We start from the raw sequence: 26,374 nt of genomic DNA, 5'->3' as shown, positions 1-26,374 counted from the left end.
ACATCCATCGACGAGCCGTCCGGTCTAGGCCGGACGGGAAGTCGCCTGATACATGGAGCGGTGATGGCCGGGCGGCGGCGTTGGCGCCTCGCCGATGCTGCACCCGCACAAGCGGCGCGCGCCGCGCCGCGACACGGCTGCGGCGACGCCGTGCGCCACTTTTCGCCGCGGATTGCCATTTGAAAATATCGATTTGACTCATGCCCCGCTTTCGGTTGAAGCTAATAACTTGCTGTCCGACTGGGGCTGTATCCGCATGAGTTCGATCTTGACCGTTCGTCGTATCGCTGCCGATCAGGGCGGCGTATATCGCGAACTCCGTGCCGCGTCGATGCGTGAGCCGTATGCGTCCGGCGAGGCGCCGGACGCGGAGCGGACCGTCGACGCAGCCACCGCGTCGGCGATCGCCGCGCAGCGCGCGACATCCGAACAGGCGACGACGTTCGTGCTGTACACCGAGGGCCATCCGGCCGGCATGATCGGCGCCTATTTCGACAACACGCCCGCGCGCCGCGCGTTCGTCAGCGAGCTGTATGTTGCGCACGCGGTGCGCCATCTGCGCGGCGGCGTGCTGCTCGTGAACACGGCGCACGCGTGGCTCGCCGATCGCGGCGCGCAGGAAATCTACGCATGGATCGCCGACGCGAACCGCGACGCGATCCGTTTCTACGAACGGTTCGGCTTCGTCCACACCGGCGAGCATGCGCCGATCGCCCGCGTGCCGGGCGCGATGAAGACGCTTTTCCTGTACCGGCCGGGGCCCTGACGCGCACGGCCGTGGCCCGGCCGCCCAAAAATAATGGCCGCTCGCGTGGACGCCTGTAAAATACGAAAAATTTTTTGCAGAATGTCCATGTCGCTTAAAAAATCGCCATTCTTCGAACTGCGCAGCGGGACGGTCGACACGTTGCTCTTCATCGTGAAGACCGCCGATCTCGGCGCGCTGCGTACCGAGCTGGTCAAACGTTTCGAAGCGACTCCCGAATTCTTCGCCGACGACGTCGTCGCGATCGATGTCCGCCGCCTGGCGGACGGCGAGCGCGTGTCGCTCGACGAGATCCACCGGATGCTGAACGACGTGCGGATGCGTCCGGTCGGCGTCGTCGCGCTGCCGGCGCAGCAGGCATGGGCGAGCGGCGCCGGTCTGCCGCTGCTCGAGGCGCGCGATCGCCGCGCGCCGGCCGCGAAGGCGGACGACGAGCCGGCGGCGGCGGAGGGCGCACCGGCCGTGCCGGGCGTGCCGGGCGTGGGCGGGCAGGACACCGCGGCAGCGGGCGCCGCCGACGCGAGCGCCACATCGTACGCCGCGCCGGCCGCCGCCGAGCCCGCCGCAACTTCTGCGGCTGCTGCGGCTGCTGCGGCAGGATCATCCGGCCAGACGCTCGTCGTCGACCGGCCGTTGCGCTCGGGGCAGCGGATATACGCGAAAGGAGACCTCGTGGTGCTCGCGCCGGTCAGTCACGGCGCCGAAATCATCGCGGAAGGCAACATCCACATCTACGCGCCGTTGCGCGGCCGCGCGCTCGCGGGCGTGCACGGCAATCACGACGCGCGCATCTTCTGCACGTGTCTCGAGCCGGAACTGATTTCGATCGCGGGCATCTATCGAACGACCGAGAACCCGCTGCCCGCCGACGTAGTGGGCAAAGCGGTGCAGATCCGGCTCGAAGAGGAAAAACTGATGATCGAACCGCTGCGCCTGACGTGATCCACGCGGCGCACCGCGGCTCGATCGGCTCTCATTGAACGAACACAGGGTATTGGGTAAATGGCAAAAATCATCGTGGTGACTTCGGGCAAGGGCGGCGTGGGCAAGACGACGACGAGCGCGAGCTTCGCTTCCGGTCTCGCGCTGCGCGGCCACAAGACGGCCGTGATCGACTTCGACGTCGGCCTGCGCAACCTCGATCTCATCATGGGCTGCGAGCGCCGCGTGGTGTACGACCTCGTCAACGTGATCCACGGCGAGGCGAACCTGAACCAGGCACTGATCAAGGACAAGAAGTCCGAGAACCTGTACATCCTGCCGGCGTCGCAGACGCGCGACAAGGATGCGCTGACGCGCGAGGGCGTCGAGAAGGTGATCAACGACCTGATCGCGATGGACTTCGACTACATCGTCTGCGATTCGCCGGCCGGCATCGAGGCGGGCGCGCTGCACGCGATGTACTTCGCGGACGAGGCGCTGATCGTCACGAACCCGGAAGTGTCGTCGGTGCGCGACTCGGACCGCATCCTCGGCATCCTGTCGTCGAAGACGAAGCGCGCGACCGAAGGCAAGGATCCGATCAAGGAGCACCTGCTGATCACGCGCTACAGCCCGAAGCGCGTCAGCGAAGGCGAGATGCTGTCGCTCGAGGACATCAGCGAGATTCTGCGGATCCGGCTGATCGGCGTCGTGCCGGAATCGGAGGCGGTGCTGCATGCGTCGAACCAGGGCCTGCCGGCCGTGCACCTCGACGGCACCGACGTCGCCGAAGCGTACAAGGACATCGTTTCGCGCTTCCTCGGTGAGGAAACGCCGCTGCGATTCACCGAATACCAGAAGCCGGGCTTCCTGCAGCGCCTCTTCGGCAGCAAGTAAAGGAGGCCCGCCATGTCGATTCTGTCATTTCTCCTCGGAGAGAAGAAAAAATCCGCTTCGATCGCGAAGGAGCGCCTGCAGCTGATCATCGCGCACGAGCGGATCGGCGGCCGGCCGCCGGCCGACTATCTGCCCGCGTTGCAGAAGGAGCTCGTCGCCGTGATCTCGAAGTACGTGAAGATCTCGAACGACGACATCCACGTGAGCCTCGAGCATCAGGACGATCTCGAGGTGCTCGAAGTCAAGATTGAGATTCCGCAGGCCTGACCGGCCTCGCGTCCCCCCGCCCGGCGGTTCGCGCCGCCGGGCACGCCTGACGCTCGCGCGTGACGCCCTGTTTGCGCGCGGTTTTACGCGCTGTTGCATTTTCGGGCATGCCGTAACACAGCGTCTGTCGGCCATTGTTCGCCCTCCCGCATTGAACGGATAGGTTGGTTCGCTACTCACGTTCACGTTCGTTCCGGAGGTCGTCATGGCTGCTTCATCGATTCGTCGTTTCGTCATCGCGTTCGCCGCCGCCGCGGCGGGCGCATCCGCACTCACCGCGCCGCTCGCCGCGCGCGCGGATGAAATCCTTGTCGCCGCGCCGGTCGTCGCGCATGCGAACGAGATCGTCGTCGCCGAACCGGTGGCCGCGCACGTGGACGAAGTCGTCGTCGTCGCGCCGAGCGCGCCGCCGCCGGTGCGGTACGAGGTCGTGCCGCCGTCCCGCATCGGTTACGTGTGGGATCGCGGCCACTGGCGCTGGGGTCCCGCCGGCTACGTGTGGATCGGCGGACACTGGGAAGTCGAGCGGATCGGCATGCACTGGATGCCGGGCCACTGGACGCAGCGCGGCCCGAACTGGTTCTGGACACGTGGCCACTGGGCCTGAGCGGAGCGCGCGATGAAAAAGACCGTGTTCGTCCTCGCGCTCGCCGCGATCACGCTGGCCGGCTGCATCGTCGTGCCGGCGCGGCCCGTCTACTACCGGCCCGCGCCGGTCGTGATCTATTGAGCGTCGCGCGCGGCGTGCGGCGTGGGCGAGCCGGCGGCGGGTGCCGGCGCGGCGGGCGCGTCAGGAGCGTCAGGAGCGGCGTCGTCGGCCATGTCGTCCCGATGCGCGTTGCCGCCCGTCGTCTCGTCGAGCAGCGTATCGAGCGGATCGGTCGGCTCGACGGCCGCGTCCTGCGGCGCGCTCGCGCCGGCGCGGGGCGGCTCGCCTGCCGCCGCCGCGTGCATGGCCGGCGCGAGATAGCGCTGCGAGAGCGTCTCGTAGAGCGGCGGCACGAACAGGCGCGACAGCCGGCTCGAGATCAGCGCGGTGGCCATCAGCGAGATCACGAGCGCATGGCCGTTGATCATCTCCATCACGATCACGAACGACGTGATCGGCGACTGCGTGACGGCCGCGAGATAGCCGACCATCGCGAGCGCGATCAGCACCGGCAGGCGCATGTCGCCGAACACGAGGTGCAGCAGGTTGCCGAAACCGGCGCCGATCGACAGCGACGGCGCGAAGATCCCGCCCGGAATCCCCGGCAGGTACGATGCGACCATCGACACCATCTTCGCGAATGGGTAGAACGCGGACAGCTGCTCGCTGCCGTCGAGCAGGCCGCGCGCCTCCGCATAGCCGCTGCCGAACGTCGTGCCGCCCGACGCGATGCCGACGGCGGCGATCGTGAAGCCGCACAGCGCGGCGAACGCGACCGGCCGCTCGTGATACAGCGCGAGCAGGCGCGACGGCAGCCAGCGGCCGGTGTTCAGCAGCAGCCAGCCGAAGCACCCGCCGGCGATGCCGGTCACGAGCGCGGTGACGACGACCGCGACCGCGAGCAGCTTCGGGAAGCTCGGGCCGATGTCGATCGTGCCGAAATACGTGTAGTTGCCGTTCAGGCCGAGCGCGATCACGCCGGCGACGATGATCGCGGTGATCAGCACGCCGCTCGCGCGCTCGGAGAAGCTGCGCGTCAGCTCCTCGATCGCGAACACGATCCCGGCGAGCGGCGTGTTGAACGCCGCCGACAGGCCGGCCGCCGCGCCCGCGAGTACGAGCTGGCGCTCGATCAGCGCGTTCGAGCGCGGGTAGAATCGTCGCAGATTGAACATCAGCGCCGCGCCGATCTGCACGGTCGGCCCTTCGCGGCCGATCGTGAAGCCGCCGAGGATCCCGAGAAACGAGATCAGGATCTTGCCGAACAGCAGCCGCAGCGTCAGCAGCCGCGAGCCGAATGCGCTGGGGTTCGCGTGCAGCGTCGCGATCACCTGCGGGATGCCGCTGCCCTCCGCGCCGCGGAAGAAGCGGCGCGTGAGCCACACGGAGCCGGCCGCGATCGCCGGCGTCGCGACGAGCGGCAGCCACGCGGCGTGCTGGCGCACCGTGCGGAACGTGTCGTAGCCCCAGTCGATCAGCCGCGCGTACAGCACGGCGGTCAGGCCGACCGCGATCGCGCCGAGCCAGAAGACGCCGTACTGGCGCCAGAGGCGCCGCGTGCGGCGCGTGAGAGCGGGAAAGAGGGAGGCGGGTCGCATCGGTCGGACAGGGCGCGGCAAAACCCCGATTATAGGGAGCGTCGGGTTCGTTTTGCAGTTTGGGCGCGGGATCGGCGAAAATCGTCGGATTGCGATGCCGCTCGATTGACAGACAATACGATGGTCGCCACCCGGTCCACAGGCCCGGGCGGGCGCCGAGGGCCCCATGAAAACGATGAAACGAATCCTGATCGTAAAAGTGACGTCGCTCGGCGACGTCGTCCAGACGCTGCCCGTTGTCGAGGATCTGCGGCACGCGTTTCCGGGCGTGACCGTCGACTGGGCCGTCGACGAATCGTGCGCCGAGGTCGTGCGCTGGCACCCCGGCGTCGCCAACGTGCTCTGCGCGCCGCTGCGGCGCTTCAAGAAGATGCGCCACGCCGGCGATTTCCGGGCGATCGCCGCGTCGATCCGCGCGCTGCGCACCCATCGTTACGACGCGGTGATCGATCTGCACGGCGTCTACAAGAGCGCGATCATCGCGCGCCTCGCGCGGGCCCGCGCGCGCTTCGGCTACCTGACGCAGGATCTCGGCGAGTCCGGCGCACGCTTCGCGTATTCGCACCGGTACGGGCCGCGGCCGCATTGCGGCGCGTGGCACGGGATGCGCGTGAACGCGGGCGAGGCGCTGGGTTACGCGCCGCGCGCCGTCGCCGACTACGGGGTCGTCGCGCCGCGGGACGCGCGCCTGCCGGCCGCGGTCGTCGAGCCGACGCCGTTCATGCTGATGTTTCATGCGACGTCGTGCGACGACAAGAAATGGCCGACCGACCACTGGGCGGCGCTCGCGACGCGGATGATCGCGCGCGGCGTGCGCGTGCTGCTGCCGTGGGGATCGCCCGCCGAGCGCGACGAGGCTGAGCGGATCGCCGCGCGCGCGCCCGGCGCGGCCGTGCTGCCCGCGATGACGGTGCGGCAGCTCGGCGCGGCGATCGGCCGGGCCGCGCTGGTCGTCGGCGTCGATACCGGCTTCGTCCACATGGCGCACGCGCTGCGGCGGCCGACGGTGATGATGTTCGTCGCGACGTCGCGCGAGCATCTCGGCATCGAGGACGGGCCGCGCACGCGGTCGATCGGCGAAGCGGGCGCCGCGCCGTCGGTCGACGACGCGCTGCGGGCGATCGACGCGGTTTGCCCGGCGCTGACGGTGGGCGCGGCCGTGACGGCCTGAGCGCGCGCCCACGCGCACCAAGCACGCCGCGCGTGACCCGCGCGGCGGCACCGCACGACCCGGGCTGGCCCGGCGTGCGGGCCGGGTCAGACGAGCGACGCGTCGCGCGTCTCGCGCATCAGCAGCACGCCGGCGAGGCTCAGCGCGGCCGCGACCGATACGTAGCCGCCGACCCACGCCAGCCCGCCGCGCGCGGCGAGCAGCTGCGCGATATAGGGCGCGATCGAGGCGCCGAGAATCCCGCCGAGGTTGTACGCGACGCCCGCGCCCGTGTAGCGGACGTTCGTCGGGAACAGCTCCGGCAGCAGCGCGCCCATCGGCGCGAACGTGACGCCCATCAGGAACAGCTCGACGATCAGGAACAGTGCGACGAGCGGCAGCGAGCCGCTGCCGAGCAGCGGCGCCATCGTGAAGCCGGACAGCACCGCGGCGATCGAGCCGGCGATCAGCACCGGACGGCGGCCGAAGCGGTCCGACAGCCAGGCGGACAGCGGCGTCGCGAGCCCCATGAACACGACCGCGACGCACAGCAGCCCGAGGAACGTCGGGCGCGGAATATGCAGCGTCGCGACGCCGTACGACAGCGAGAACACCGTCGAGATATAGAACAGCGTGTAGCAGACGACCATCGCGAGCGCGCCGAGCAGCGTCGGCCGCCAGTGGTGGGTGACGAGCGTCGCGACCGGCACGCGCACGCGCTCGTGGCGGTCGAGCGCGGCCTGGAACGCGGGCGTTTCGGCGATCTGGAGCCGCACGTAGAGCCCGAGCGCGACGAGCACCGCGCTGACGACGAACGGGATGCGCCAGCCCCAGCTCTTGAACTGCGCGTCGTCGAGCCCGAGCGCGAGCGCGAAGAAGAGGCCGTTCGACGCGAGAAAGCCGACCGACGGGCCGAGCTGTGGGAACATCCCGAACCAGCCGCGCTTGCCTTCGGGCGCATTCTCGGTGGCGAGCAGTGCGGCGCCGCCCCATTCGCCGCCGAGGCCGATGCCCTGGCCGAAGCGCAGCACGCAGAGCAGCACCGGCGCGAGCGTGCCGATCGTGTCGTAGCCGGGGACGAAGCCGATCGCGGTCGTCGACAGGCCCATCACGAGCAGCGATGCGACGAGGGTGGACTTGCGGCCGATCCGGTCGCCGAAGTGGCCGAACAGGAACGAGCCGATCGGCCGCGCGACGAACGCGATGCCGAACGTGACGAACGCGGACAGCGCCTGCGCGGTCGCGGAGCCGTGCGGGAAGAACACGGGGCCGATCACGAGCGCGGCGGCGGTCGCGTACACGTAGAAATCGTAGAACTCGATCGCGGTGCCGATGAAGCTCGCGAACACGATGCGCTTGCGGCTGACGGCGGTGGTTTCGCTGGTTGCGTGCGCAACGGCCCGTGGGGATGCGGACATGAAATGTCTCCGTAATTATCGTGAGTGCGCGCGGCGATGCAGGCGATGCGGCCTGGCGGCGATCGCCGTACGCGCGTGCGGAAAATTATAGCGAGCGGCGCCGCGCCGCTGCAATCGCGCGTGGCGTGGGCGTCGGTGCGATTCGGCGCGAACCGGTGCGAACCGGTGCGCACCGGTGCGAAATGGGGAAATTCGGTGCGATTCGGCGTGATTCGGCGTGATTCGGCGCGGCGCTCAGTTGATCGTCTGCGCTTGCGGCGATGCGGTGCTCTGCAGCTGGAACTCGCCGTCATCGTTGAAGAGCCAGCCTTCCATCAGCTCGACTTCGCCCTTGCCGTCGAGGATGGTCGACGGCGGCGGCGGCAACGGCGTCGCGCGGCGCAGCGATTTGAGCGCGATCGCCTCGGCTTCGTTGTCGCCGTTGCTGCGATAGACGGACGAGCGCACGAGCCGGCCGTTGCGATCGACGGTGTACGCGATCACGACGAGCGAGCGCAGCATCGCCTGCGGCGTGCCGTGCAGGATTTGCGACGAATTGCTGTCGGCGATCCGCTCGGCGACGGTGGTCCGGTAGGCGTCGATGTTCGCGACGGTGGTGGGCGACGGCTTGAAGATGTTCAGCAGATGCGACGGCGGTGGCGTGATCGTGCACGCGGCGAGCGCGGCGGCGGCGGCGAGTGCGGCGGCGCGCAGGCAGGCGGCGGTGCGGCGTGAGAGCGTAAGCATCGGAGGACGAGGGCGGCGTGGTGATACAGGAATGATAGTCACGCGATCGTGACGCGATATCGACATGCGCGCATGTTGCGCGCCGCGAATCGCGGCGCGCGGTGATGACGGTGCGCACGCGCGCGCCGCCGCGTGGTGGAGCGCGCTGGTGCGTGGTGGTGTGGCAGTGCGGTGGTGCGGTGGTGCGGCAGTGCGGCGGCGCGCGGGGCGTCAGTAGCCGTGCGTGACGAGCGACAGCACGGACAGGTCCGGATGCGTGCCGTCGACGATGCTGCGGCCGATATTCACCGCTTCGTGCGCCGCTTCGTCGAGGCTCGCGAAGCGCTCTTCGCCGTCGGCATGGAACTGCACCGTATGGCCGGGCAGCGCGGGATCGGCGCCGGGGTGGCAGACATAGCCGGTGTACGTGAAATGGGTATCGTCGCCGGGGAACGGCGCGGGCGCCACGTGGATCTCGAAGCCTTCGTAATCGACGTGGCGGATCGGGGCCGATTGTTCGGACATGGTGGTCTCCGTTTGCCGTGCGGTTGCACGGCAGCGAATGCGCGGCGGCGGGTGTTCCGCCGTTCTGTTCCGAATTCTAGGCCGAATTCCAGGCCGAATTCCAGGCGATTGTGCGGGCGGGGCGATGAGGGAATGGGCGCATGCGCGGGCACCGGCGCGGCAGTCGCTGCAATGCGGGCGCGGACGCGATATCGTGACACCTTGCGCCGAGCCGCGGCCGGGCTGCCGAAGGCCGGCCATCGATATCGAGAGGGAGAGTCATGAACGAGCACGCCATGAGCGCGGCGTTCGATCGCACGCATCACGCGCACCGGCGCCGCAATCCGCTGACCGGTCAATGGGTGCTGGTGTCGCCGCATCGCGGGCAGCGGCCGTGGCAGGGCCGGCAGGAGCGCGTCGACGTCGACGCGCGCGCGTCGTACGACCCGAACTGCCCTCTGTGTGCGGGCAATACGCGTGCCACCGGCGAGCGCAATCCGGACTACGACGGCCCGTACGTGTTCGACAACGATTTCGCCGCGCTGGTCGACGACGTCCCGCCGGTGCCGCCGGGCGACGACCCGCTGTTCCAGATCGGCGACGCGCGCGGCACGAGCCGCGTGATCTGTTTCTCGCCGGATCACGGCAAGACGCTGTCGGAACTGTCCGTCGACGCGATCGGCGCCGTAGTCGACACGTGGTGCGCGCAGACGGCGGCGCTCGGCGAGCGGTATGCGTGGGTGCAGGTGTTCGAGAACAAGGGCGCGATGATGGGCTGTTCTAATCCGCATCCGCACGGGCAGATCTGGGCGACCGGCTACGTGCCGAACGAGCCCGCGTCCGAGGATCAGCATCAGCGCGCGTATTTCGCCGAGCATGGCCGCCCGATGCTGGCCGATCTGGCCGAGCGCGAGGCGGCGAGCGGCGAGCGCGTCGTGCTGACGACCGCGCACTGGCTCGCGATCGTGCCGTTCTGGGCGACCTGGCCGTTCGAGGCGCTGCTGCTGCCGCGCTTTGCGGTGCAGCGCCTGCCGCAACTCACACCGGCCGAGCGCGCGGATCTCGCGCTCGCGCTGCAGCGGCTGACCGTGCGCTACGACAATCTGTTCCAGTGTGCGTTTCCGTATTCGATGGGCTGGCACGGCGCGCCGTTCGACGCGCGCGACCCCGCCCCGTGGCAGCTGCATGCGCATTTCTATCCGCCGTTGCTGCGTTCGCGCACGGTGCGCAAGTTCATGGTCGGCTTCGAGATGCTGGCCGAGGCGCAGCGGGACCTGACGCCCGAGCAGGCCGCCGAGCGGCTGCGCTCGGCCGGCGACGTGCATGATTCGAAGGCCTGAACGTCGATGAGCGATCCGCTGTTGCACGCGCGTGCCGTCGCATCGTTCGCCGCGCAATTCGGCGGGCCGCCGGCGCTGATCGCGCGCGCGCCCGGCCGGGTCAACCTGATCGGCGAGCATACCGACTACAACGAAGGCTTCGTGTTGCCGTGCGCGATCGATTTCGACACGGCGATCGCCGCCCGCGCACGCGACGATCGCCTGGTGCGTGTCGTCGCCGCGGACTACGGCGACGCGCTCGACGCGTTCGATCTCGACGCACCGATCGAGCGGCGGCCCGGCGCGCATTGGGCCAACTACGTGCGCGGCGTCGTGAAGATGCTGGCCGAGCGGCATCCGTCGATCGGCGGCGCCGAGCTCGCGATCGCGGGCAACGTGCCGCGCGGCGCGGGCCTGTCGTCGTCGGCCTCGCTGGAGGTCGCGGCAGGCTATGCGTTCAGGTCGCTGTTCGGCCTCGAGGATCTCGGGCGGACCGATCTCGCGTTGCTCGGCCAGCGCGCCGAGAACGCGTTCGTCGGCTGCGCGTGCGGGATCATGGATCAACTCGTGTCCGCGTGGGGCGAGGCCGGCCACGCGCTGCTGATCGATTGCCGGACCCTGCTCACGCGCGCGGTGCCGTTGCCGGCCGGCGTCGCGGTGATGATCGTCCATTCGGGCGTCGATCGAGGGCTGGTCGACAGCGCGTACAACCTCCGTCGCCGGCAGTGCGAGGCCGCCGCGCGCCACTACGGCGCGAAGGCGCTGCGCGACGTCGACCTGGGCCGGCTCGAGCGGGATGCGGCGGGGCTCGACGCGGTGACGTTCCGGCGCGCCCGGCATGTCGTCACCGAGAACCGGCGCACGCTCGATGCGGCCGACGCGCTCGCGGTCAACGATCTGGCGCGGCTCGGCGAGCTGATGGCCGAGTCGCACGCGTCGATGCGCGACGACTTCGACATCACCGTGCCGCCGATCGACGCGCTCGTGGACATCGTCGGCCGGACGATCGGCCGCGACGGCGGCGCGCGGATGACGGGCGGTGGCTTCGGCGGCTGCGTCGTCGCGCTGTTGCCCGAGGACCGGGTCGCACCGGTTCGTGCCGCGATCGCCGAACGGTATCGCGCGCCGGACGGGCGACAGACCGAGGTGTATGTGTGCCGCGCATCCGATGGCGTGAGTCTGTATCCGGTGTAATGCGCGCAGGCGCTCGGTGTCGATTGGATCGATGCGTTCCGTGTGCAATACCGGTCCGCGCCTGTCGGTGATCATCGTTTGCCGGCGTTCGGCCCTGCGTTCGGCCTGGTGTTCGGCCCGGTGTTTGGCCGATAGTCGCGATAGTCGCCGGTGCCGCCGCCGGCCCCCATCGACTCCAGCAGCGGCCGGAGCGCATCGAGTTCCGAACCGAAGCCGGCCCAGTCTCCCGCCTTCAGTCGCTCGATCGCGCGGTCGTAATGCGCCAGCGCATCGCGGGCCCGCGCATCCGACCCGCCGGTGGCCGGCGTCGCCATCGGCGCGTTCTCCTTGAAGAGCGCCGCCAGCGCGTCGTTCAGCGTTTCCTCCATCACGACGCGATCGCCATAGGCGGCGATCACGCGCTTCAATTCGGGCAGCTGACCGGATGCCGCCCGCAGATAAAGCGGAGAGATATAGAGAATCGAGTGGTCGATCGGCACGACCACCAGATGGCCGCGAATCACGCGCGAGCCCATCTGGTTCCACAGCGAGATCTGCTGGGAAATCTCGGTGCTTTGCTGAATGCGGGCTTCGATCTGAAACGGCCCGTAGACCAGCTTGTCCTTCGGGAACGTATAGACGACCAGCTTGCCGTACCCGGGCGAATCGCAACGCGCGGCCAGCCACGCGATCATGTTCTCGCGCTGGCTCGGCACCATCGGCAGCATCAGAACGAAGCCGGCGCGCGCGTCACCGGGCAGCCGCATCATCATGTAATACGGCATCATCCGGGTGCCGGTGGCGTCCGCGCCGTCGATGTCGCTCAGCTCGCGGGGGAATTGCCACAGATCTTCGCGGTTGTAGAAGACTTCCGGCGCGTCCATGTGGTACGCGCGGTAGAGGTTCGCCTGAATCAGAAACAGGTCCTCCGGGTAGCGGACATGCTGCCGAAGGTCCCGCGGCATCGCGTCGAGCGGCTTGAACATGCCGGGGAAGATGCGCGCGTAAGTCCGCACGAGCGGATCGTCAGGATCGCTGACGTAAAAGTCGACCGTGCCGTCGTACGCATCGACCACCACCTTGACCGCGTTGCGGATGTAGTTGGCGCCGTCATCGACGCCCGGCGGCGCGTACGGAAACCAGCGGCTCGTCGTATACGCGTCCTGTATCCAGAACAGGCGCCCGTTGCTCACGACGATGTACGGATCACGGTCGAGCGCGACGAACGGCGCGATCGTGCGTATCCGGTCCTGAACGTTGCGATGAAGGAGAATCCTGCTTTCATCCTTGATGTAGCGGGTCAGCAGGATGTTCGGGTCGTTGAACTGCCATGCGAAGAGGCTGCGTCGCGCGATGCTGCCGATCGCGATGCCGTCGCGCCCGCGATACGGGGTGTAGACGTTGCTTTCCCCTTGCGGGTAATCGAATTCGGGCGCACGGCTCTTCACGATCACATAGCCGTACTCGCCCTCGCCGAAGTAGAGGCGCGGTTCGGCGATCGTCGGCCCGCCGTTCGCGACGGGCGGAATATCCCGCAGATAGAGCGACGGCAAGCCCTCCACGGATTTCTCGGTGACCGGCGACATCACGACGCCGTTGCCGTGCGTGAACAGCAGATGCAGGTTCACCCAGGTGCGCGCATTCTCCGGCAGCATCGTCGAATCCAGCTCGCGCGCCGACAGCATGACCTGCCGGTAACCGGAGTCGAGGTGGTAGCGATCGATGTCCACGGAGAAAAACTTGTAGTAGGTCCTGATCTCCTGCAACTGCGCGTAGGTATCCGCCAGCGGCTTCACATCCCACAGCCGAATATTGTCGATGGTCGCGCGATTGGCCTGCAGCGACGCGAGATTCAGGTCCTGCTCGGCCGCGAACGGCTTGACCTCGATTTGCGCGAGGCCGTAGGCCCGTCTCGTCAGCGCGATGTTGTGTTCGATATAGGGCGTCTCCAGTTGCAGCTCGCTCGGCTTGACGTAGAACCGCTGAAACAGCGCCGGATAGACGGCGCGAAGCGCGAGCGAGCAGCCGATCACCAGCAGCACCGACACGGCAGGCAATCGGTAACCGGGCCTTCGCATGTTGATCGACAGCGCGACGGCTGCGGCGAGCGCGAGGCCGGCGAGCAGCCACAGTACCGGCAGCACGACGTGGACGTCGGTATAGCCGGCGCCGACCACGACGCCGTTGTTGTCGTAGAGCAGCAGAAAGCGGTCGAGCCACCATGACCACGCTTTCAGCAGGAAGATCAGCGCCAGCAGTGCCGACCCGTGAGCGGCCGCGGCGGACGAGAGCGCCCTCGGCGGCCGGAGCGTGACGTCGCCGCGCAGCCAGTAGACGCCGGCAGCGACGATCGCGCAGCAGAGCACCGTCTGCAGCAGCAGGTTCTTCAGCGCGATCCACGCGGGCAGCGAGAACAGATAGAAGCCGATGTCCTTGCCGAAGATCGGATCGCGCTCGCCGAACGGCACCTGATGAAGAAAGCGAAGCGCGAGGCTCCAGTTCGACGCCGCGTGGCCGGCGAGCGCGAGCCCGAGGAGCGTGGCGGCGATTGCGATGATCGCGCGCCACGGAATGCGCGACGCGAACTGGGCCACCAGCGCGTGGATCGCATCGTCGGCACGCGTCGTCGAACGCGTTTCCACCTGCCAGATGTCGACGCGTGATGCGTAGCGATGGGCGAGCAACCCCGACGCGCCGATCGCGGCGGCCGACCCGGCGAAAACGGCGACGAACAGCAGCACCTTGGCGGACAGGATGGTCCAGAAGACGCCCGCGTAGCCGACCGACGAGAACCAGAGCCAGTCGACCAGCACGCCGGTGATGCGCCCGGCGACGATCAGGCCGGCGACGACGACGGCAGCCGTGATCGCGTAGCGCCTCCGGCGCGAGACGGACTTCGCTTGCGAGCGCATCGAAACCCCTTTGGCGGATCCTTACGCATCGCTGACTGTGGCCGGGCGATCGTGTGCCGACGATCGGTCAGGATGGGGGGCGACCCGCATGCCCATGCTACGCCCGAAGCCGGCGCCCGTTCAAATCGCGCCGTCCGGCTTTTCAAGTGCGCCGGTCGGGAGGATAAGCGGGTCAGCCGCCAGGTTTTCGCGCAGATGCTCGAGCGACGACGTCGAACGCGTGATCCTGACGTTCAGCGCAGAAACACGTATCGGGCGAGGTAGGGTGAACGACCTTCCTCGCCGGTGCTCGTGCAAGGGCGAGCGGGCGCGACGCCGCCGACGGTGGCGAGGCGCTGCACATACTGAACGTCAGAGAGCATGCCCTTCGCGCCGATGCTTTGGACGGTGAGCAATAACTGCGGGATGCTGTTCGGTGTGTTGCTGGGCGCTTGCCGAAGCACCTTCCCCTGGATCTGGCTGCCGTCGTTTGCACGCCATGACGGCCCTGCGAAGTGACGCACCGCGAGCGCGCCCGCGTCGTCGTACAGATACGCATCCGGTGCTTTGAACGTCCACTGGAATGTGCCGTCGCTGTTTTGCTTGCATTCGTAGATTTGTACGCCGCTCGCTTCGAGCGATGCCACGGCCCGCGTACCCGGAACATCAAGCGTATTGGTAAGCGACGCGTCCTGCGCCGTAGCCGGCGACGCAAGCGTATAGCAGGCAAGTGCCACGACGCCTGGAGCGACGAGCCGTTTTGTGAGCGTAGATTGCGCTTTCATCGATTGTTCCGTGGAAGTGGAATGGCGATGCGCAATGCACCCCATTCGCCGATGATTTTGGACGCAGCCAACCGCGGCACCCTATCGCATGGCGCCTGCTGAATTTTCGCCTCGTCATACGAGAGAAAGGATATGGGCTCTTCAATCGCCGGTGCCATGCCGATGTCGCCGTCCAGTCTAGCAGGCCGGAAGGGTTGCGCGCGGTTCGCTGAGTCCTTGCCTCCTGCACTGACGGCTCCCAGACTACAGTGGAGATTTTCCCGGCACGTTTGAGCCAACCGCCTTCGCACGAAGGTTGACGTGAGGTCGAGCTATGCAACTTCAAACCGGTAACCTGTTCAGCTTCAAAGAGAAGCGCGGCGGCGATGAGCAAATCGACATGCTCGTCACGGGGCGGCGCCTGAACGTGGAGCGGATCGTGTCGATGGGGCACGCGAGTCCAGAGGGGTTCTGGTATGACGACTCGCGCGCCGAATGGGTTGTGCTGCTGTCGGGCGCCGCCGTGCTCGAGTTCGAAGAGAACTCGACGCTGCTCGAGCTGCGTCCCGGCGACTACGTGCTGATCGAGCCGCATTGCCGGCATCGCGTCGCGTGGACGCATGCGGAAGAGCAAACCGTCTGGCTGGCGATCTATCATGAACGCTGAATGATAGGGCGGATACTACGCGTCGCAGGGCGGGAGGGGTTATGCGCTCACACCCTGATCGCCGGTTTCCTGGGGCGAGTGAGGCGACGTCATGTGCGGGTTGAGATGCGGGTAGCACGAAAAAGAAAAAATCCCGCCTTATTGGACAAGCCTGAGCGGGATTTTCTGGCGGAAGCGGTGTCCGTCAGATTTCAATTCAACTACCCAGCACAAAGGTAGGGGGATGAGAGATCACGGAAACTCCCGACCGAAGTGCGCTGACGCGGAAATGCATCAGCGGAGCGGCCGGATCTGGCCGTGCACAAGTAGGTGATATGTGAATGAAAAAACTGGATTACAGTTAAATTGGCAATAATTACCTATTTTGCGCTGAATTGGTAAATTTGACTTTGTGCTGGGCCGTAAATTTATTGAGATTGGTGGGTGGCCGATTGGCACTATCGTGTTGTTCAGAAAGGAACTTATAATCAGCGCTCGGCAGAAACCCCACCTGAATACCAACCAAGGGCAAGTTGCATGGGCCAAACCGCGCTTTATAAGACGTTGCGTCTGGGCAACGCGTAATACAATCGTCTTGTCAAACTCGACACGCCGCTTGGCGTCGACTGGTTATTGCCACTCTATGTGAAAGGAACGGCTAAACTGGGCCGCGATTATGAATTCGTGATTGATGCCGTTTCACCACGCGGTAGTCAGATCGAACTCAACGCGCTACTTGCCAAGCCCGTCACGCTCTGGATTCAACAGACGGACGGCACGTACATGCCGATCCACGGTTACGTTCACAGATTCAGTCGGCTGGGATTCGATGGGGCGTTGACCTATTACAAGCTGGCATTCTCGTCCTGGCTCTATTTCTTGCGCCTGCGTCGCGACATGCGCGACTGGCAGGAACAGGACGGCGAACAGATTCTGACTGACGTCTTCAATGAGCACCCCCAAGCGCGCGGTGCGTTCCGTTACGATCTCCACAAGCCGCTGCCGTCTTATTCGAATCGGGTGCAGTGGGAATACGACCTGAACTTCGTCAACCGCAGCCTTGAAGAAGTGGGCGTGTTTCCGTACTTCGAGCAGGCTGACGACGGCCGGTCGCACGTGATGGTTCTGACAGACGACGTGTATTTTGTCCCGCAACTGAAACGGTCCATTGTCGAGTTCAGTCACATGGGATTCAGCGGCGAAATGGACGGATTCGTACAGTGGAAGGAGCAGCTTCAGATCGAAAGTGCTCAACTGACATCGCGCTCGTTCGACTACAAGCGACCTGATCTTCCCCGGCAAGTTCAGGGCGTCACCGATACGCAGAGCCAGTTGCCGACGGACGGTGAAGTCTACGACTACCCGGGCGCGTACATGTGGTCGGACCGGGAGCAGGGCGAGCGCCTCGCGCAGATTCGGCTTGAGGAGAGGAAGTCGCGAATGAAGCGCTTCCACGGAGTGGGCGGCTTGCGCTGTGCGATGCCTGGGCGGCGCTTCGAATTGCACGGCCATCCGGTCCATGACGCCGGAAGCCAGCCGGATCGTGAATTCGTGCTGCTCGGGGTTGACTGGTTAATCCGCAATAATCTGCCCGGTCTGGATGAGGTGGGGGATTTTCCCGACGGACTGGCCGCGGAAATCGCGGAGGCGAAGGTTGGTGCGACGGTGAGCCACGCGGATGGCGGCGAAGGTTTCTTTCAGGTGACGGTTGAAGCGCAGCCCCGCAACGTTCCTTTCCGCAGCCCGTTCGAGCACAAAAAGCCGGCGATGCAGTTGCAGAACGCGATCGTCGCTGGGCCAAGCGGCGAAGAGGTCTATACGGACTCGTTGAACCGCGTGAAGGTGTGGTTCCACTGGAACCGCCGCAACGGCCAGGATGAACGTGCGTCGTGCTGGGTGCGCCCGACGTTCCTTGATGCGGGCTCGAATCGTGGCGGGATTCAGCCGCTACGGAAGGGCGACGAGGTGGTCGTCGGTTTCATGGAGGGTGATTGTGACAGGCCTGTCATTATCGCGAGGATGTACGGGGGCGCGACGCAGCCGGTGTGGCATACGAATGGATTGCTGTCCGGTCAACGCTCTCGCGAGTACGGCGGCACCGGCTACAACCAGCTCGTGATGGACGACTCGACACAGCAGAATCGGGTTCACCTTTACTCGAGCAGTTATCAGTCTCACTTGCATCTCGGGTACCTGATCCAGCAGACGGACAATACGCGTGGTGCATTTCTCGGCAGTGGTTTTGACCTCAAATCAGATGCCTACGGCGCTATTCGGGCGGGGCAGGGTTTGTTCGTGTCGACGCACTCGGCCGCCGTCAACCAGCCGTTGAATGTAACGGCGGCGTCCGAGCAGTTGGCGAGCGCGGAAAGCGTGGTTGAGTTGACGTCGCAGGCGAGTTCGGCGAATCAGGCGGAGAGCTTGCAGGAGGGGCAGGACGCGCTCAAGAAGTTTACCGACGCGACGCACTATAACGTGAGCGGCGGAGCCGGCAGCGGTGGACGCACGGGCGGCGGCGGCACGGGCAACGCGAACGGCTTTTCAACACCGATCATGCTGATGGCGAGTCCCGCAGGCGTGGGGCTGTCGACGCAGGAGTCGGCGCAGGTCACGGCGAACCAGCAGGTCAATATCGTCAGTGGCAAGAGCGTGCACGTGGCGGCCGGCAAATCGCTGATCGCGAGTGTGATGGAGAGGATTAGCCTGTTCGCGCAGAACGCAGGGATCAAGCTGTTTGCAGCGAAGGGCAAGGTCGAGATCCAGGCGAAAAGCGATGCCATGGCGTTGACTTCGCAGCAGGATCTGAACATCACAAGCGTCGACGGTCGGGTCGTGATTTCGGCGGACAAAGAGATCTGGATTGGAGCAGGCGGGTCGTACATCAAGATCACGCCGGACCTGATCGAGAACGGGACAACCGGCCGAATTCTTGAGAAGGGCGCGTCGTGGAGTAAACAGGGGGCGTCGTCCATGCGCTTGCCTGCACAGATCACGAGCGTCACGAAGGGATGTTCCTGGCAGACGGCGTCGGCGTCCGCCAATAGCGCGTCAACCGTCGTGCTGGAGTAAGTCGATGTCATACATGCAGACACAGCGAGGGCGCGATGGAAATGAAGCGGACGATTCCGTGGCGGAGGAGGTGAGGATTCGCGAGCAGGTCAGTGCATTAAAGAGTTGGTTTAACCAGCATCCGGACATGCGTTGCCTGCTGCTCGTCGACCCCAGTCAGCGGGATCCGCTGGCCGACGATGCTGGTGACAACCCGTTCTTCGCGGACCTACCCAAGACCGACGTGGTAATAGATCACGAAGCGGTTTCGCCGGCACATTACCCTTATCTCCTCGAACTCGATCTCAAAACTGATCACGGTGTTGCCGCGCTGGAAGAAAGTGTGCGACTGGCGTTCGAGGATAGGCGCACGCAATCGATGGCTGAAGGGTTGGGGCAGCGCATCGGTGGCTGGCTGGCCGCTTCCGCATCAAGGGGGGAGGTCGCTGTACATTGCTCTCGTCTCGCGCTTCAGAACGACGATCAGGGCCGTCTTTGCTTGCTGAGATTTTACGATCCTCGTGCACAGGCTCTGCTCTGGCCTCTTTTGACTCCAGTGCAGCAGCACGCCTTGCTGGGCCCCATCCAGGCGTGGCATACCCTTGACGCGGGAGCGGTACCCGTAACGCGCATGAATACCACGGGCCGACGGGATGACTTGGTGCTCGACGCGGCACAGTGGCAGGTGATCCATTGCCACGGCATCGTCAATCGCGCACTTGCACTGCATGCGTACGATCTGGATCGCCAGCCGAAACAACATGAGGTCGATGCAGCCGTGGCGGCGGCGCTGAGGGCTCGGCGCTATGGCTTGACCGATGAGGAAGACGAGGTCGTGTTTGTCGGTCACGCGCTTTCTTGGCATCCGGAGTTTGACTTGCATCCACGGGTTCTACAGATACTGGGCAGCAGGGTCGACGGGGATCTTTATGCTGAATGTATCGACGAACTTACCCCGGACGAAATTCTAGAAATTCGCCAGGGCACTTGGCACGAGCGCCTGCGCATCTCAGATAGAGCCGGTGGCCGCGCCTGAACCCTATAACGAAACAGATCATGGCAAACACTTCCCTCACTTGTACTGCGACCTGCCAGAACTGCGTGAAATCCGGTCTCGCAATTTTGCCGGTTCGGTATGCCGTTGTGCCGAAATCCATGTCGAATGCGATGCCTGCTGGCATCGTCGGTCCGGGCGTTATGGATGTCGCATTGACCGAGCATCATTACAGCCTGAGAACCCTGCGTGAAGGTTGGCTGTACCTCTTCTACGAGAAAGGTGCGCGTGGCAGCAACTACTGGGAGGCCTACCGAGTGACCGAAGACGGTCGGCTCTGGAAGCAGACAATCCCATTACCGTCGGTGCCCAAGACGGACCCGGCGTGCGCGCAGCGTGGCGGTGCCGTGCCTATGGACGTTATTTCCATCGAGAAGCCAGACAAGGCGACGCGGGTCTTCATTGCCTTCTCAGAATATCCATGGATCAAAGAGATTTTCCAGAAGTACGCGACGGACGCGAAGCTGCGCAGCGAACGCATGCAGGTCATCATGCCGTCTGCATGGATCCAGTCGGGAAGCGGCATGTTCGGTATGAAAATAGGCGAAGCCGGACATGCGACCGTTGCCACGCGGGCAGGGATTGACCAGATCGTCGAGTATCAGCCGGGATTGAAAGCTGATTTGCTTGCTCCGCCAGCAAAGCCCATCGCGACTGATACGAATGGCCGTGCGACTGACAACACCATTTGGGAGCAGGAAGCTACGCGCTATCCGCTGCACATCCGCCAAACCTCTCCGTCGGGCTCAGCTTCCCAAGATCTAGTCAGGCTGATGAACGAGATTGGCGAGAATGCTGGCGGAGCGCCACATAAACCGATGCTGCTGGCGTTGTGGGACGGAATTGGTATCGTGCACGAACTCGCCGGGTTTCATAACGATCCCGCTGGCATGCTGATGCGCTACACCAGCGCGCAACAGCTGCGTGTGGATGCAGCCCAGTCTATCGAAGCTGCTGAACGGGCGGTTCGCAGTGGTGCGGCGTTAAGTGAGAGTACGCTGCGTCAAGGAATAATGGCTGCGGGGCTCGGTGGCTATGAGGGCATGGGGTTGATGATGCCCGGTGCGACGGAGCAGATTGAAAAGGCCGGGCAACTCACCCCCGAAGAAAAAAAGACCGCAGGCGATAAGGCTTGGCGCAAATACCAAGCGAGCATCAAGGGGGGAAAATGGCCGAACAGCTTCAGTACATGGTTCGACCAGGCCACTAGCAAGTGCGAGCAGTTGCAGAAGCAGCGTGTGCCGGATCGCGACGCTTGGCTTTCCTCCGATACGTTTCGACATGCACTCAACGACTATCATCCGGACGATCCGGGTGACGGTTTGGCGTTTCACGGCTTGATTGACGAAGCGTATGCCGGATTGCCTGCGACTGATGTGGGTCTGCGTATTGTCGAGAAGCTCGTCAATAACTTGGATCCGACTGATGAGCGCAGCTACTTCTGGAGAGCGTTTTCCTATAACCAGACAGATATTCGTCAGGAGATGAAAATGTTCCTGGCCAGGATGCAGGCAACAAAAAGCGAATCGATCCTGGATCGCGTCGCGTCGTGGTACGACGTGAAGCAGGCATCAATCGCCGTCGATCTTGGTTATCTGAAGTCGTTCGTGAAGTTTTACGAAAAGATGGATGAGGTATTCAAGCATGAGCGAGCGGGTTCTGCGACCGAACGACCGATCAAGGCCTTGCAGATCGATCGACTGATGCTGTGGTCGGGGCGTGCATTGGTGAATGTTTTCGGACCGGTATCTCGTACCATTGGTGGCGTCCTGATCAAAGGAGCGCTCTGATGGTGCGCGGCGGTATCGCGCTAGAAGATGCGAAGCGCATTACCGTGAAGCTCGCCGCGTGGGAAGGCCAGATGACCTCTGTGTTGAAGCAGAAGATGGAGGAGATCAAGACACAGAATCCGGGTCTGAGTCCTATGCAGATTCGAGCAAAGGCGTACGAGGCTCTGGCGAACGATGATCGGGGCGTGCTTGTGCGCAGGCTGTATGCGGACGCGAAGCAAACGTCCGCTGCTACCCGCGACAAGGCGGCTGCATCGGTGAAGCTCTCGGGTGCGCTGTTCGTCATCGAGCTGATGAACTATGTTCTACTTTGGAAGAAGCCGGATAAAACGTCGGATGACGAATTGGCTATTGCGAGCGGGACGTTGTCGCTAGTCGGGGCTGGGCTAAACGCGTATAGCAAATGGCTTGGGAGCTTTGCGAAATCAGCTGCCAGTGTTGCGCTTGCAAATATGAAAATCGCGTCCAGCTGTTTGGGTGGGATTTCGTCGTTTGTATCAACTTATACTGACGCAAAGAAAGCAGCTTCGGGGTTGTCGACAGGAAATTATAAGCAGGCGGCATTTTACTTAATGAAATCAGGTTTCGACATGGTGTCAGGTGCAGTCGCCGTCTTGACGGCAATTAGCTCCTCGGCACCATTGCTGATGCGTTCAGCCAACCTGTCTCCGGGAAAGGTGCGATTCCTTGGAAGATTGTCGGCTAGCGTGACTGGTGCCCAGGCGCGGATCGAGGGCAAGGCGGCCGGTCTTGCTGGAGAAAAACTCGAAGCCTTTGTCGGAAGAACCGTCTTCAAGTCGGTCGGAGCATTTGCAGGGGAGACTGTCGCAGCCGGAATTGCAACCGAAGTCTCAGCGGGGGGATGGCTATTGCTCAGTGGGCGTCTGATCCTGATCGCAACAGGTTGGGAAGTCGCTGTGATATTGACAGTGATCACGCTCATCTACAATTATTTCACACCAGATGATCTTGAAAACTGGTTATCAAGCTCGCCCTTTGGAACTGCGCCAGACACCGGGCGAACATTGGAAAAGCAACAGGCAGCGTTTGAGGCAGCACTTGCTGCGACGGGGTACAAAGATGGAAAGTAAGCAGGCTACTGCCCCAGTGCTCCTACGCGGGGCCATTACTGGACTGACGAAACGCCGGGCCGCTTATGAAACCGTCTTTACGGAGGCTGATAAGCAGGCAATGGAGCGAACCGCAATTGTTGCGGCGCTGGCAGGCCTGAACGACATAGCACTCAACCTCAGTACTTCCACTCAATTCACTGACACGGTCGGAGATCTCGTGACCTTTAGTTTGAATGGTGAGCAAGTGCGGGCGTGGATCTGGTTATCTGTTTTCGAGAACGGTGATGAAGTCGAGGTTGTGGCGGAGCGAGCAGGATCAGGATGGATAGGGTATGCAGTCAGGCGATGCCGTGACGGCATCCTGTCGGTCCATCCCCATTGTGAGCGCGGCAGTAGGGCGGTTTTTAAATTCTTCCTGAAATGGTCCGTGCTGTTTTGGACTGGTTGTGGATTGGTGGTCACATTACTCGTCGTCGTGTTAGCTATGTCAAATGGCATGCCTAATGGTTGGGGAGGGAGTATAGGGGTATTCGCATTTGCGTGGACGGTGTGGGAGGCTACGGCTGTCTTTATTGCTTATAGAGTCAGTCGTAGATTTAAGAAGCAACTGCCAATGGCTAACAAGATATTTTCAACATTTGGGTGGAGAAATCCGCCCAACGTAGATTTGCCGAAGGAATCAAAAAGACTGAAGCAGCCTGATGATACATGGCAGATGGGAAAGCTGATCTTTCGTTACAAAGGGGCGTGAGTTCTCGTTGATCGGAATCTAGTCGCTTTTCACCAGTCAATCAGCGAGAGAGCATTATGAGTAAAGCGTTGGTATGTGACGGCGATCCGACCACGACCGGTGGGCGGGTCGTCGCAACAGCCGCAAGTATGTACGACGGCGACAGACGTATCGCCCTGGATCACGAAATGGCAACGTGCAGCAAATGTCCGGGCGAGCATCCGATCCAAGCCAGCGGTACCGACATGCAAGAGGACGGTCGGTCCTGCGTGTTGGATGGTGATCTGGTGCTATGCCCGTGTGGAACGAATCACGTTAAGGCAGGCAGTGGATCAGGATGTTCGACGGTCTGACGACGAAATGCGCATCGGCTGCTTGGGCATCAATCTATCTGGTGCGACGGACCGCGCTATAGCTGGTTAGATAAGCGGGATCGTGCCTGGCCGCGGCGTGCAACGTTGAATTTCCCGGCCTGTGTTGACCGACATCACGACAAGTTGGACAAAGCTCGTCACTGGCGCATGTACAGCGAAGAAGTGATCCATCACGACGATGAATGTGCTGAGGCTGGCGACAGCAAACGCGTGTTCATCGACCGTCAACGTCACTTCGAGACCTCGGACGAAACTTGGCATCGGTTTTCCCGGCAGCCAGAGCTGTTTGACGCGATGGCTCAGGTTCGTCAGTCCGTCGAGCAGGTTCACGTGTCCCGCAGAATGAGCGGCGAATTGACGGAACAGGCGTTTTAGTTCCACGAGTCCGGTACGGGTCAATTGTAAGCGAGTCCTCAGCACCGTCTCGACGGCCTGAATAGAAATGGCCAGCGTGGTTCCCATCAAAAAGAGGTGGGAATCACAATGACGCCAGAGGCACTGCAGAAGAAGTCCCGCAAGGGCATCCCGAATCTCTCGCTTGACTTGCGTTGTCGGATAGCCGAACTGGCGTGTCAACCGGATATATCGGTTTCGCGCTTGGCCTTGGAGCATGTGCTGAACGCCAATCTGGTGTTCAGATGGCGCTGGGCATTGCGTGCCGGCGAATACGATCCGATTGGTTTGCTGCCCGTGACGTTGGCTGCACCGGCGCAAGAGGTGAGGCAGCCGGCCCCAGCGCCCGTTGCCCACGTCATTCCGGCGGTCGCCATCGAGATCGGTGTTGGCAACGCCCGTGTGCGCATCGAAGGTTCGCCCGACGAAGCCACGTTATTGCTGGTGCTTCGCATGTTGTGTGGCCCATCGGAATCGGTGGCATGATTGCCTTGCCCAGCTGCACGAAGATCCGGCTGGCTGCCGGCGTGACCGACATGCGCTCGGGCTTCTAGCGTGCCACTCTATACAGACCCTTCCAAGCAAGAGAAGGATTACATCGCTGCAATGGCTCAAGGCATATAAGCCATATGAAAAATCAAGAGTTGAAGATACCGACGGTTTTACTTTCTGGCACTATTTCTAACCTGGAACGTTCGCGTCGAACACACGATTTTGTTCTTACCCAGGTCCAGCACGGGCAGATCGGAGTGACTGCGGCTGCCGCGTCTGCCATGGGTATGGGGGCAATGGGTGTCGGCCTGATCAGCATGGCGGGCAATGCTGATGAAGAGGCTGACTGGGTGCAGTTCAACTTGGACACGAAGCAAGTGGATGGCTGGCTGTGGATGATGCCGATGCGCAATGGCGACAAGGTGGAAGTAGTCGCGGAGCAAATTGGAGAGAATCGCTATGTTGCGTATGCGGTTCGGCGAGAAAGTGACGATTTGCTTGCTGTCTATCCACATGCTACTGCAGGGAGAGGGGTTCACTTTAGAAAATCAATAAAAACGTGGTTTTGGTGCTCGGCAATAATTTACTTGGTTACCGTGTTGTTGCTGATGGCAATAGGCGGATGGAAAATGATGCTTGATGCCGATGTGCGATTTGTGTTTGTGATTGTATTTCCATTTTTCTTGATGTTTTCGGGGGTTATTGCGCTTAGAGTGTCGTGGAAGATGATGGGATTTGTCAGAGTGGCTGAGTTGATTTTTGGAACATTCGGGTGGCCGGATGTGAGGAATATAGACTTGAGAAAAACATCAAGGGAGAGTCGTCAGGAGAATAAGCTTCAAAATTATGGGAATCGTTATTTTCGATACGGAAGGTAGTGGGATTTTCGCTGCTTTCGCTATCGTTCGCGAGGTAATCAATAGTGATGAATCTTATTCGTGTAGGTGACGATACCGATCACGGCGGCAAGGTTATTACGGGATCGTCGAGGATGCGTTTCGATGGCCGTTTTGTCGCGCGTAAGGGTGATGAGGTATCGTGTCCCCAGCACCCGGATGTCAAACCGAATTTGATCGTCGAAGGTGACGCGTCGATGACCGACGATGGTGTCCCGATTGCCCGGCATGGCCATCGGGCGATCTGCGGCTGTCACCTGATTTCGAGCCTTACGTGATCTGTACGAATTGCGGTGCGACTTGATCGCCGAGGTTTGGAGGGCAGGAAATCAGGCGAGCATGATTGTGCCTGGCCGCGGCGTGCAACGTTGAATTTCCCGGCCTGTGTTGGCCGACATCACGACAAGTTGGACAAAGCTCGTCACTGGCGCATGTACGGCGAAGAAGTGATCCATCACGACGATGAATGTGCTGAGGCTGGCGGCAGCAAACGCTTGTTCATCGACCGTCAACGTCACTTCGAGGCCTCGCACGAAACTCGGCATCGGTTTTCCCGGCAGCCAGAGCTGTTTGACGCGATGGCTCAGGTTCGTCAGTCCGTCGAGCAGGTTCGCGTGTCCCGCAGAATGAGCGGCGAATTGACGGAACAGGCGCTTTAGTTCCACGAGCCCGGTACGGGTCAATTCAATCGAGTGCGGGGCGAGCTGCGTGATGAGCGGAGGTATCCGGAATTTCGTGTGTGAGGCGGGTTGAGACTCAGATTCCGATATTGAATCGCTCCGGGTAAAGCAGTGCAAACTGCGTCATCGCGCCTTTCCAATCGTGCCGGGAGCCGGTCCACTTGGCAACGACGTTA

The 26,374-nt window shown here is 63.2% G+C and carries 25 protein-coding genes and 1 pseudogene; 18 read left to right on the top strand and 8 right to left on the bottom strand.

The genetic code is table 11. The annotated features are described in order from the left end of the window. Positions 1 to 94: 94 nt before the first annotated feature. The 5 genes from HZI36_RS25220 (at position 95) to HZI36_RS25200 (ending at position 3,458) form a co-directional block, all read left to right on the top strand. Positions 95 to 766 carry a GNAT family N-acetyltransferase gene (locus tag HZI36_RS25220; RefSeq protein ID WP_179405394.1) on the top strand — a complete coding sequence of 224 codons (672 nt, stop codon included), beginning with the start codon at positions 95 to 97 and terminating at the stop codon, positions 764 to 766. 87 nt (positions 767 to 853) lie between these two features. Continuing rightward, complete coding sequence (gene minC / locus HZI36_RS25215) at positions 854 to 1,708, top strand: septum site-determining protein MinC (RefSeq protein WP_179405393.1); 855 nt, start codon at positions 854 to 856, stop codon at positions 1,706 to 1,708. A 60-nt stretch (positions 1,709 to 1,768) separates the two neighbouring features. Continuing rightward, entirely contained in the window at positions 1,769 to 2,584 is an 816-nt protein-coding gene (gene minD, locus HZI36_RS25210) for a septum site-determining protein MinD (protein ID WP_179405392.1), read from the top strand. A gap of 12 nt (positions 2,585 to 2,596) precedes the next feature. Continuing rightward, complete coding sequence (minE, locus tag HZI36_RS25205) at positions 2,597 to 2,851, top strand: cell division topological specificity factor MinE (RefSeq protein WP_179405391.1); 255 nt, start codon at positions 2,597 to 2,599, stop codon at positions 2,849 to 2,851. A gap of 205 nt (positions 2,852 to 3,056) precedes the next feature. Next, on the top strand, positions 3,057 to 3,458 hold the full coding sequence (locus HZI36_RS25200; RefSeq protein ID WP_179405390.1) for a YXWGXW repeat-containing protein: 402 nt from the start codon (positions 3,057 to 3,059) through the stop codon (positions 3,456 to 3,458). 116 nt (positions 3,459 to 3,574) lie between these two features. Here the strand turns inward: HZI36_RS25200 and HZI36_RS25195 are convergent, their stop codons facing one another. Continuing rightward, on the bottom strand, positions 3,575 to 5,119 hold the full coding sequence (locus HZI36_RS25195; protein ID WP_425485297.1) for a chloride channel protein: 1,545 nt from the start codon (positions 5,117 to 5,119) through the stop codon (positions 3,575 to 3,577). Between the two features lie 154 nt (positions 5,120 to 5,273). Here HZI36_RS25195 and waaC point away from each other — a divergent pair, with 154 nt between their 5' ends. Beyond that, entirely contained in the window at positions 5,274 to 6,269 is a 996-nt protein-coding gene (gene waaC / locus HZI36_RS25190) for a lipopolysaccharide heptosyltransferase I (RefSeq protein WP_179405407.1), read from the top strand. An 86-nt stretch (positions 6,270 to 6,355) separates the two neighbouring features. Here the strand turns inward: waaC and HZI36_RS25185 are convergent, their stop codons facing one another. The 3 genes from HZI36_RS25185 to HZI36_RS25175 all read right to left on the bottom strand — a co-directional run bounded on the left by HZI36_RS25185 (position 6,356) and on the right by HZI36_RS25175 (position 8,896). Then, positions 6,356 to 7,666: an MFS transporter gene (locus HZI36_RS25185; protein WP_179405388.1), complete on the bottom strand. Its 1,311-nt coding sequence runs from the start codon at positions 7,664 to 7,666 to the stop codon at positions 6,356 to 6,358. Positions 7,667 to 7,900: 234 nt separating this feature from the next. After that, positions 7,901 to 8,392 carry an energy transducer TonB family protein gene (locus tag HZI36_RS25180; protein ID WP_179405387.1) on the bottom strand — a complete coding sequence of 164 codons (492 nt, stop codon included), beginning with the start codon at positions 8,390 to 8,392 and terminating at the stop codon, positions 7,901 to 7,903. 210 nt (positions 8,393 to 8,602) lie between these two features. After that, positions 8,603 to 8,896 (bottom strand): hypothetical protein, encoded by a 294-nt coding sequence (locus HZI36_RS25175; protein ID WP_179405386.1) that lies wholly within the window; start codon positions 8,894 to 8,896, stop codon positions 8,603 to 8,605. Positions 8,897 to 9,156: 260 nt separating this feature from the next. On the opposite strand from HZI36_RS25175, the gene HZI36_RS25170 reads away from it, so the two are divergent. Further along, positions 9,157 to 10,215, top strand: a complete 1,059-nt coding sequence (locus HZI36_RS25170) for a UDP-glucose--hexose-1-phosphate uridylyltransferase (protein WP_246327217.1) — start codon at positions 9,157 to 9,159, stop codon at positions 10,213 to 10,215. Positions 10,216 to 10,221: 6 nt separating this feature from the next. Beyond that, on the top strand, positions 10,222 to 11,388 hold the full coding sequence (gene galK / locus HZI36_RS25165; protein WP_218884326.1) for a galactokinase: 1,167 nt from the start codon (positions 10,222 to 10,224) through the stop codon (positions 11,386 to 11,388). Between the two features lie 71 nt (positions 11,389 to 11,459). On the opposite strand, the gene HZI36_RS25160 is transcribed toward galK, so the two are convergent. Next, on the bottom strand, positions 11,460 to 14,279 hold the full coding sequence (locus tag HZI36_RS25160) for a UPF0182 family membrane protein (RefSeq protein ID WP_179405385.1): 2,820 nt from the start codon (positions 14,277 to 14,279) through the stop codon (positions 11,460 to 11,462). 233 nt (positions 14,280 to 14,512) lie between these two features. Beyond that, positions 14,513 to 15,043, bottom strand: a complete 531-nt coding sequence (locus HZI36_RS25155) for a DUF3455 domain-containing protein (protein WP_179405384.1) — start codon at positions 15,041 to 15,043, stop codon at positions 14,513 to 14,515. A 313-nt stretch (positions 15,044 to 15,356) separates the two neighbouring features. On the opposite strand from HZI36_RS25155, the gene HZI36_RS25150 reads away from it, so the two are divergent. The 7 genes and pseudogenes from HZI36_RS25150 (at position 15,357) to HZI36_RS25120 (ending at position 23,716) form a co-directional block, all read left to right on the top strand. Continuing rightward, entirely contained in the window at positions 15,357 to 15,689 is a 333-nt protein-coding gene (locus tag HZI36_RS25150; protein ID WP_179405383.1) for a cupin domain-containing protein, read from the top strand. 516 nt (positions 15,690 to 16,205) lie between these two features. After that, positions 16,206 to 18,737, top strand: a pseudogene (locus HZI36_RS25145) (type VI secretion system Vgr family protein). A gap of 4 nt (positions 18,738 to 18,741) precedes the next feature. Further along, the gene (locus HZI36_RS25140; RefSeq protein WP_179405382.1) at positions 18,742 to 19,752 is read left to right on the top strand and encodes a DUF4123 domain-containing protein; all 1,011 of its coding nucleotides are present in this window, start codon (positions 18,742 to 18,744) and stop codon (positions 19,750 to 19,752) included. A 20-nt stretch (positions 19,753 to 19,772) separates the two neighbouring features. Then, on the top strand, positions 19,773 to 21,560 hold the full coding sequence (locus HZI36_RS25135) for a T6SS effector BTH_I2691 family protein (RefSeq protein ID WP_179405381.1): 1,788 nt from the start codon (positions 19,773 to 19,775) through the stop codon (positions 21,558 to 21,560). Beyond that, on the top strand, positions 21,560 to 22,651 hold the full coding sequence (locus tag HZI36_RS25130; RefSeq protein ID WP_179405380.1) for a hypothetical protein: 1,092 nt from the start codon (positions 21,560 to 21,562) through the stop codon (positions 22,649 to 22,651). Before HZI36_RS25135 ends, HZI36_RS25130 begins: the two co-directional genes overlap by 1 nt. Beyond that, a complete protein-coding gene (locus HZI36_RS25125) occupies positions 22,641 to 23,384 on the top strand; it encodes a putative type VI secretion system effector (protein WP_179405379.1) in 744 nt (247 codons plus the stop codon). Before HZI36_RS25130 ends, HZI36_RS25125 begins: the two co-directional genes overlap by 11 nt. Positions 23,385 to 23,440: 56 nt before the next feature. After that, on the top strand, positions 23,441 to 23,716 hold the full coding sequence (locus tag HZI36_RS25120; protein ID WP_179405378.1) for a PAAR domain-containing protein: 276 nt from the start codon (positions 23,441 to 23,443) through the stop codon (positions 23,714 to 23,716). A gap of 66 nt (positions 23,717 to 23,782) precedes the next feature. Here HZI36_RS25120 and HZI36_RS25115 read toward each other — a convergent pair whose 3' ends face one another. Beyond that, a complete protein-coding gene (locus HZI36_RS25115) occupies positions 23,783 to 24,199 on the bottom strand; it encodes a type VI secretion system baseplate subunit TssF (protein ID WP_246327216.1) in 417 nt (138 codons plus the stop codon). A 21-nt stretch (positions 24,200 to 24,220) separates the two neighbouring features. Between HZI36_RS25115 and HZI36_RS25110 the strand changes: the two genes are divergently transcribed. The 3 genes from HZI36_RS25110 (at position 24,221) to HZI36_RS25100 (ending at position 25,796) form a co-directional block, all read left to right on the top strand. Further along, positions 24,221 to 24,616 carry a transposase gene (locus HZI36_RS25110; RefSeq protein ID WP_179405377.1) on the top strand — a complete coding sequence of 132 codons (396 nt, stop codon included), beginning with the start codon at positions 24,221 to 24,223 and terminating at the stop codon, positions 24,614 to 24,616. Between the two features lie 143 nt (positions 24,617 to 24,759). Then, positions 24,760 to 25,500 (top strand): putative type VI secretion system effector, encoded by a 741-nt coding sequence (locus tag HZI36_RS25105; protein ID WP_179405376.1) that lies wholly within the window; start codon positions 24,760 to 24,762, stop codon positions 25,498 to 25,500. Positions 25,501 to 25,544: 44 nt separating this feature from the next. After that, positions 25,545 to 25,796 (top strand): PAAR domain-containing protein, encoded by a 252-nt coding sequence (locus HZI36_RS25100; RefSeq protein WP_179405375.1) that lies wholly within the window; start codon positions 25,545 to 25,547, stop codon positions 25,794 to 25,796. A 51-nt stretch (positions 25,797 to 25,847) separates the two neighbouring features. Here HZI36_RS25100 and HZI36_RS25095 read toward each other — a convergent pair whose 3' ends face one another. Further along, positions 25,848 to 26,315 (bottom strand): type VI secretion system baseplate subunit TssF, encoded by a 468-nt coding sequence (locus HZI36_RS25095; protein ID WP_281376654.1) that lies wholly within the window; start codon positions 26,313 to 26,315, stop codon positions 25,848 to 25,850. Between the last annotated feature and the right edge of the window lie 59 nt (positions 26,316 to 26,374).

Source organism: Burkholderia guangdongensis (assembly GCF_013403875.1).
Lineage (GTDB): Bacteria > Pseudomonadota > Gammaproteobacteria > Burkholderiales > Burkholderiaceae > Burkholderia > Burkholderia guangdongensis.
Note: the sequence above shows the minus strand (reverse complement) of the source record. Positions and strands in the feature narration are given on the sequence as shown.

Coding starts and splice junctions, on each gene's coding strand:
- HZI36_RS25155 (WP_179405384.1), bottom strand. CDS start 15,043: ATGAAAGCGCAATCTACGCTCACAAAACGGCTCGTCGCTCCAGGCGTC.
- HZI36_RS25220 (WP_179405394.1), top strand. CDS start 95: ATGCTGCACCCGCACAAGCGGCGCGCGCCGCGCCGCGACACGGCTGCG.
- HZI36_RS25160 (WP_179405385.1), bottom strand. CDS start 14,279: ATGCGCTCGCAAGCGAAGTCCGTCTCGCGCCGGAGGCGCTACGCGATC.
- minC (WP_179405393.1), top strand. CDS start 854: ATGTCGCTTAAAAAATCGCCATTCTTCGAACTGCGCAGCGGGACGGTC.
- HZI36_RS25105 (WP_179405376.1), top strand. CDS start 24,760: ATGAAAAATCAAGAGTTGAAGATACCGACGGTTTTACTTTCTGGCACT.
- HZI36_RS25110 (WP_179405377.1), top strand. CDS start 24,221: ATGACGCCAGAGGCACTGCAGAAGAAGTCCCGCAAGGGCATCCCGAAT.
- HZI36_RS25115 (WP_246327216.1), bottom strand. CDS start 24,199: ATGGGAACCACGCTGGCCATTTCTATTCAGGCCGTCGAGACGGTGCTG.
- HZI36_RS25200 (WP_179405390.1), top strand. CDS start 3,057: ATGGCTGCTTCATCGATTCGTCGTTTCGTCATCGCGTTCGCCGCCGCC.
- HZI36_RS25180 (WP_179405387.1), bottom strand. CDS start 8,392: ATGCTTACGCTCTCACGCCGCACCGCCGCCTGCCTGCGCGCCGCCGCA.
- HZI36_RS25140 (WP_179405382.1), top strand. CDS start 18,742: ATGTCATACATGCAGACACAGCGAGGGCGCGATGGAAATGAAGCGGAC.
- HZI36_RS25185 (WP_179405388.1), bottom strand. CDS start 7,666: ATGTCCGCATCCCCACGGGCCGTTGCGCACGCAACCAGCGAAACCACC.
- HZI36_RS25130 (WP_179405380.1), top strand. CDS start 21,560: ATGGTGCGCGGCGGTATCGCGCTAGAAGATGCGAAGCGCATTACCGTG.
- HZI36_RS25150 (WP_179405383.1), top strand. CDS start 15,357: ATGCAACTTCAAACCGGTAACCTGTTCAGCTTCAAAGAGAAGCGCGGC.
- waaC (WP_179405407.1), top strand. CDS start 5,274: ATGAAACGAATCCTGATCGTAAAAGTGACGTCGCTCGGCGACGTCGTC.
- minD (WP_179405392.1), top strand. CDS start 1,769: ATGGCAAAAATCATCGTGGTGACTTCGGGCAAGGGCGGCGTGGGCAAG.
- HZI36_RS25170 (WP_246327217.1), top strand. CDS start 9,157: ATGAACGAGCACGCCATGAGCGCGGCGTTCGATCGCACGCATCACGCG.
- HZI36_RS25175 (WP_179405386.1), bottom strand. CDS start 8,896: ATGTCCGAACAATCGGCCCCGATCCGCCACGTCGATTACGAAGGCTTC.
- HZI36_RS25135 (WP_179405381.1), top strand. CDS start 19,773: ATGGCAAACACTTCCCTCACTTGTACTGCGACCTGCCAGAACTGCGTG.
- HZI36_RS25125 (WP_179405379.1), top strand. CDS start 22,641: ATGGAAAGTAAGCAGGCTACTGCCCCAGTGCTCCTACGCGGGGCCATT.
- HZI36_RS25120 (WP_179405378.1), top strand. CDS start 23,441: ATGAGTAAAGCGTTGGTATGTGACGGCGATCCGACCACGACCGGTGGG.
- minE (WP_179405391.1), top strand. CDS start 2,597: ATGTCGATTCTGTCATTTCTCCTCGGAGAGAAGAAAAAATCCGCTTCG.
- galK (WP_218884326.1), top strand. CDS start 10,222: ATGAGCGATCCGCTGTTGCACGCGCGTGCCGTCGCATCGTTCGCCGCG.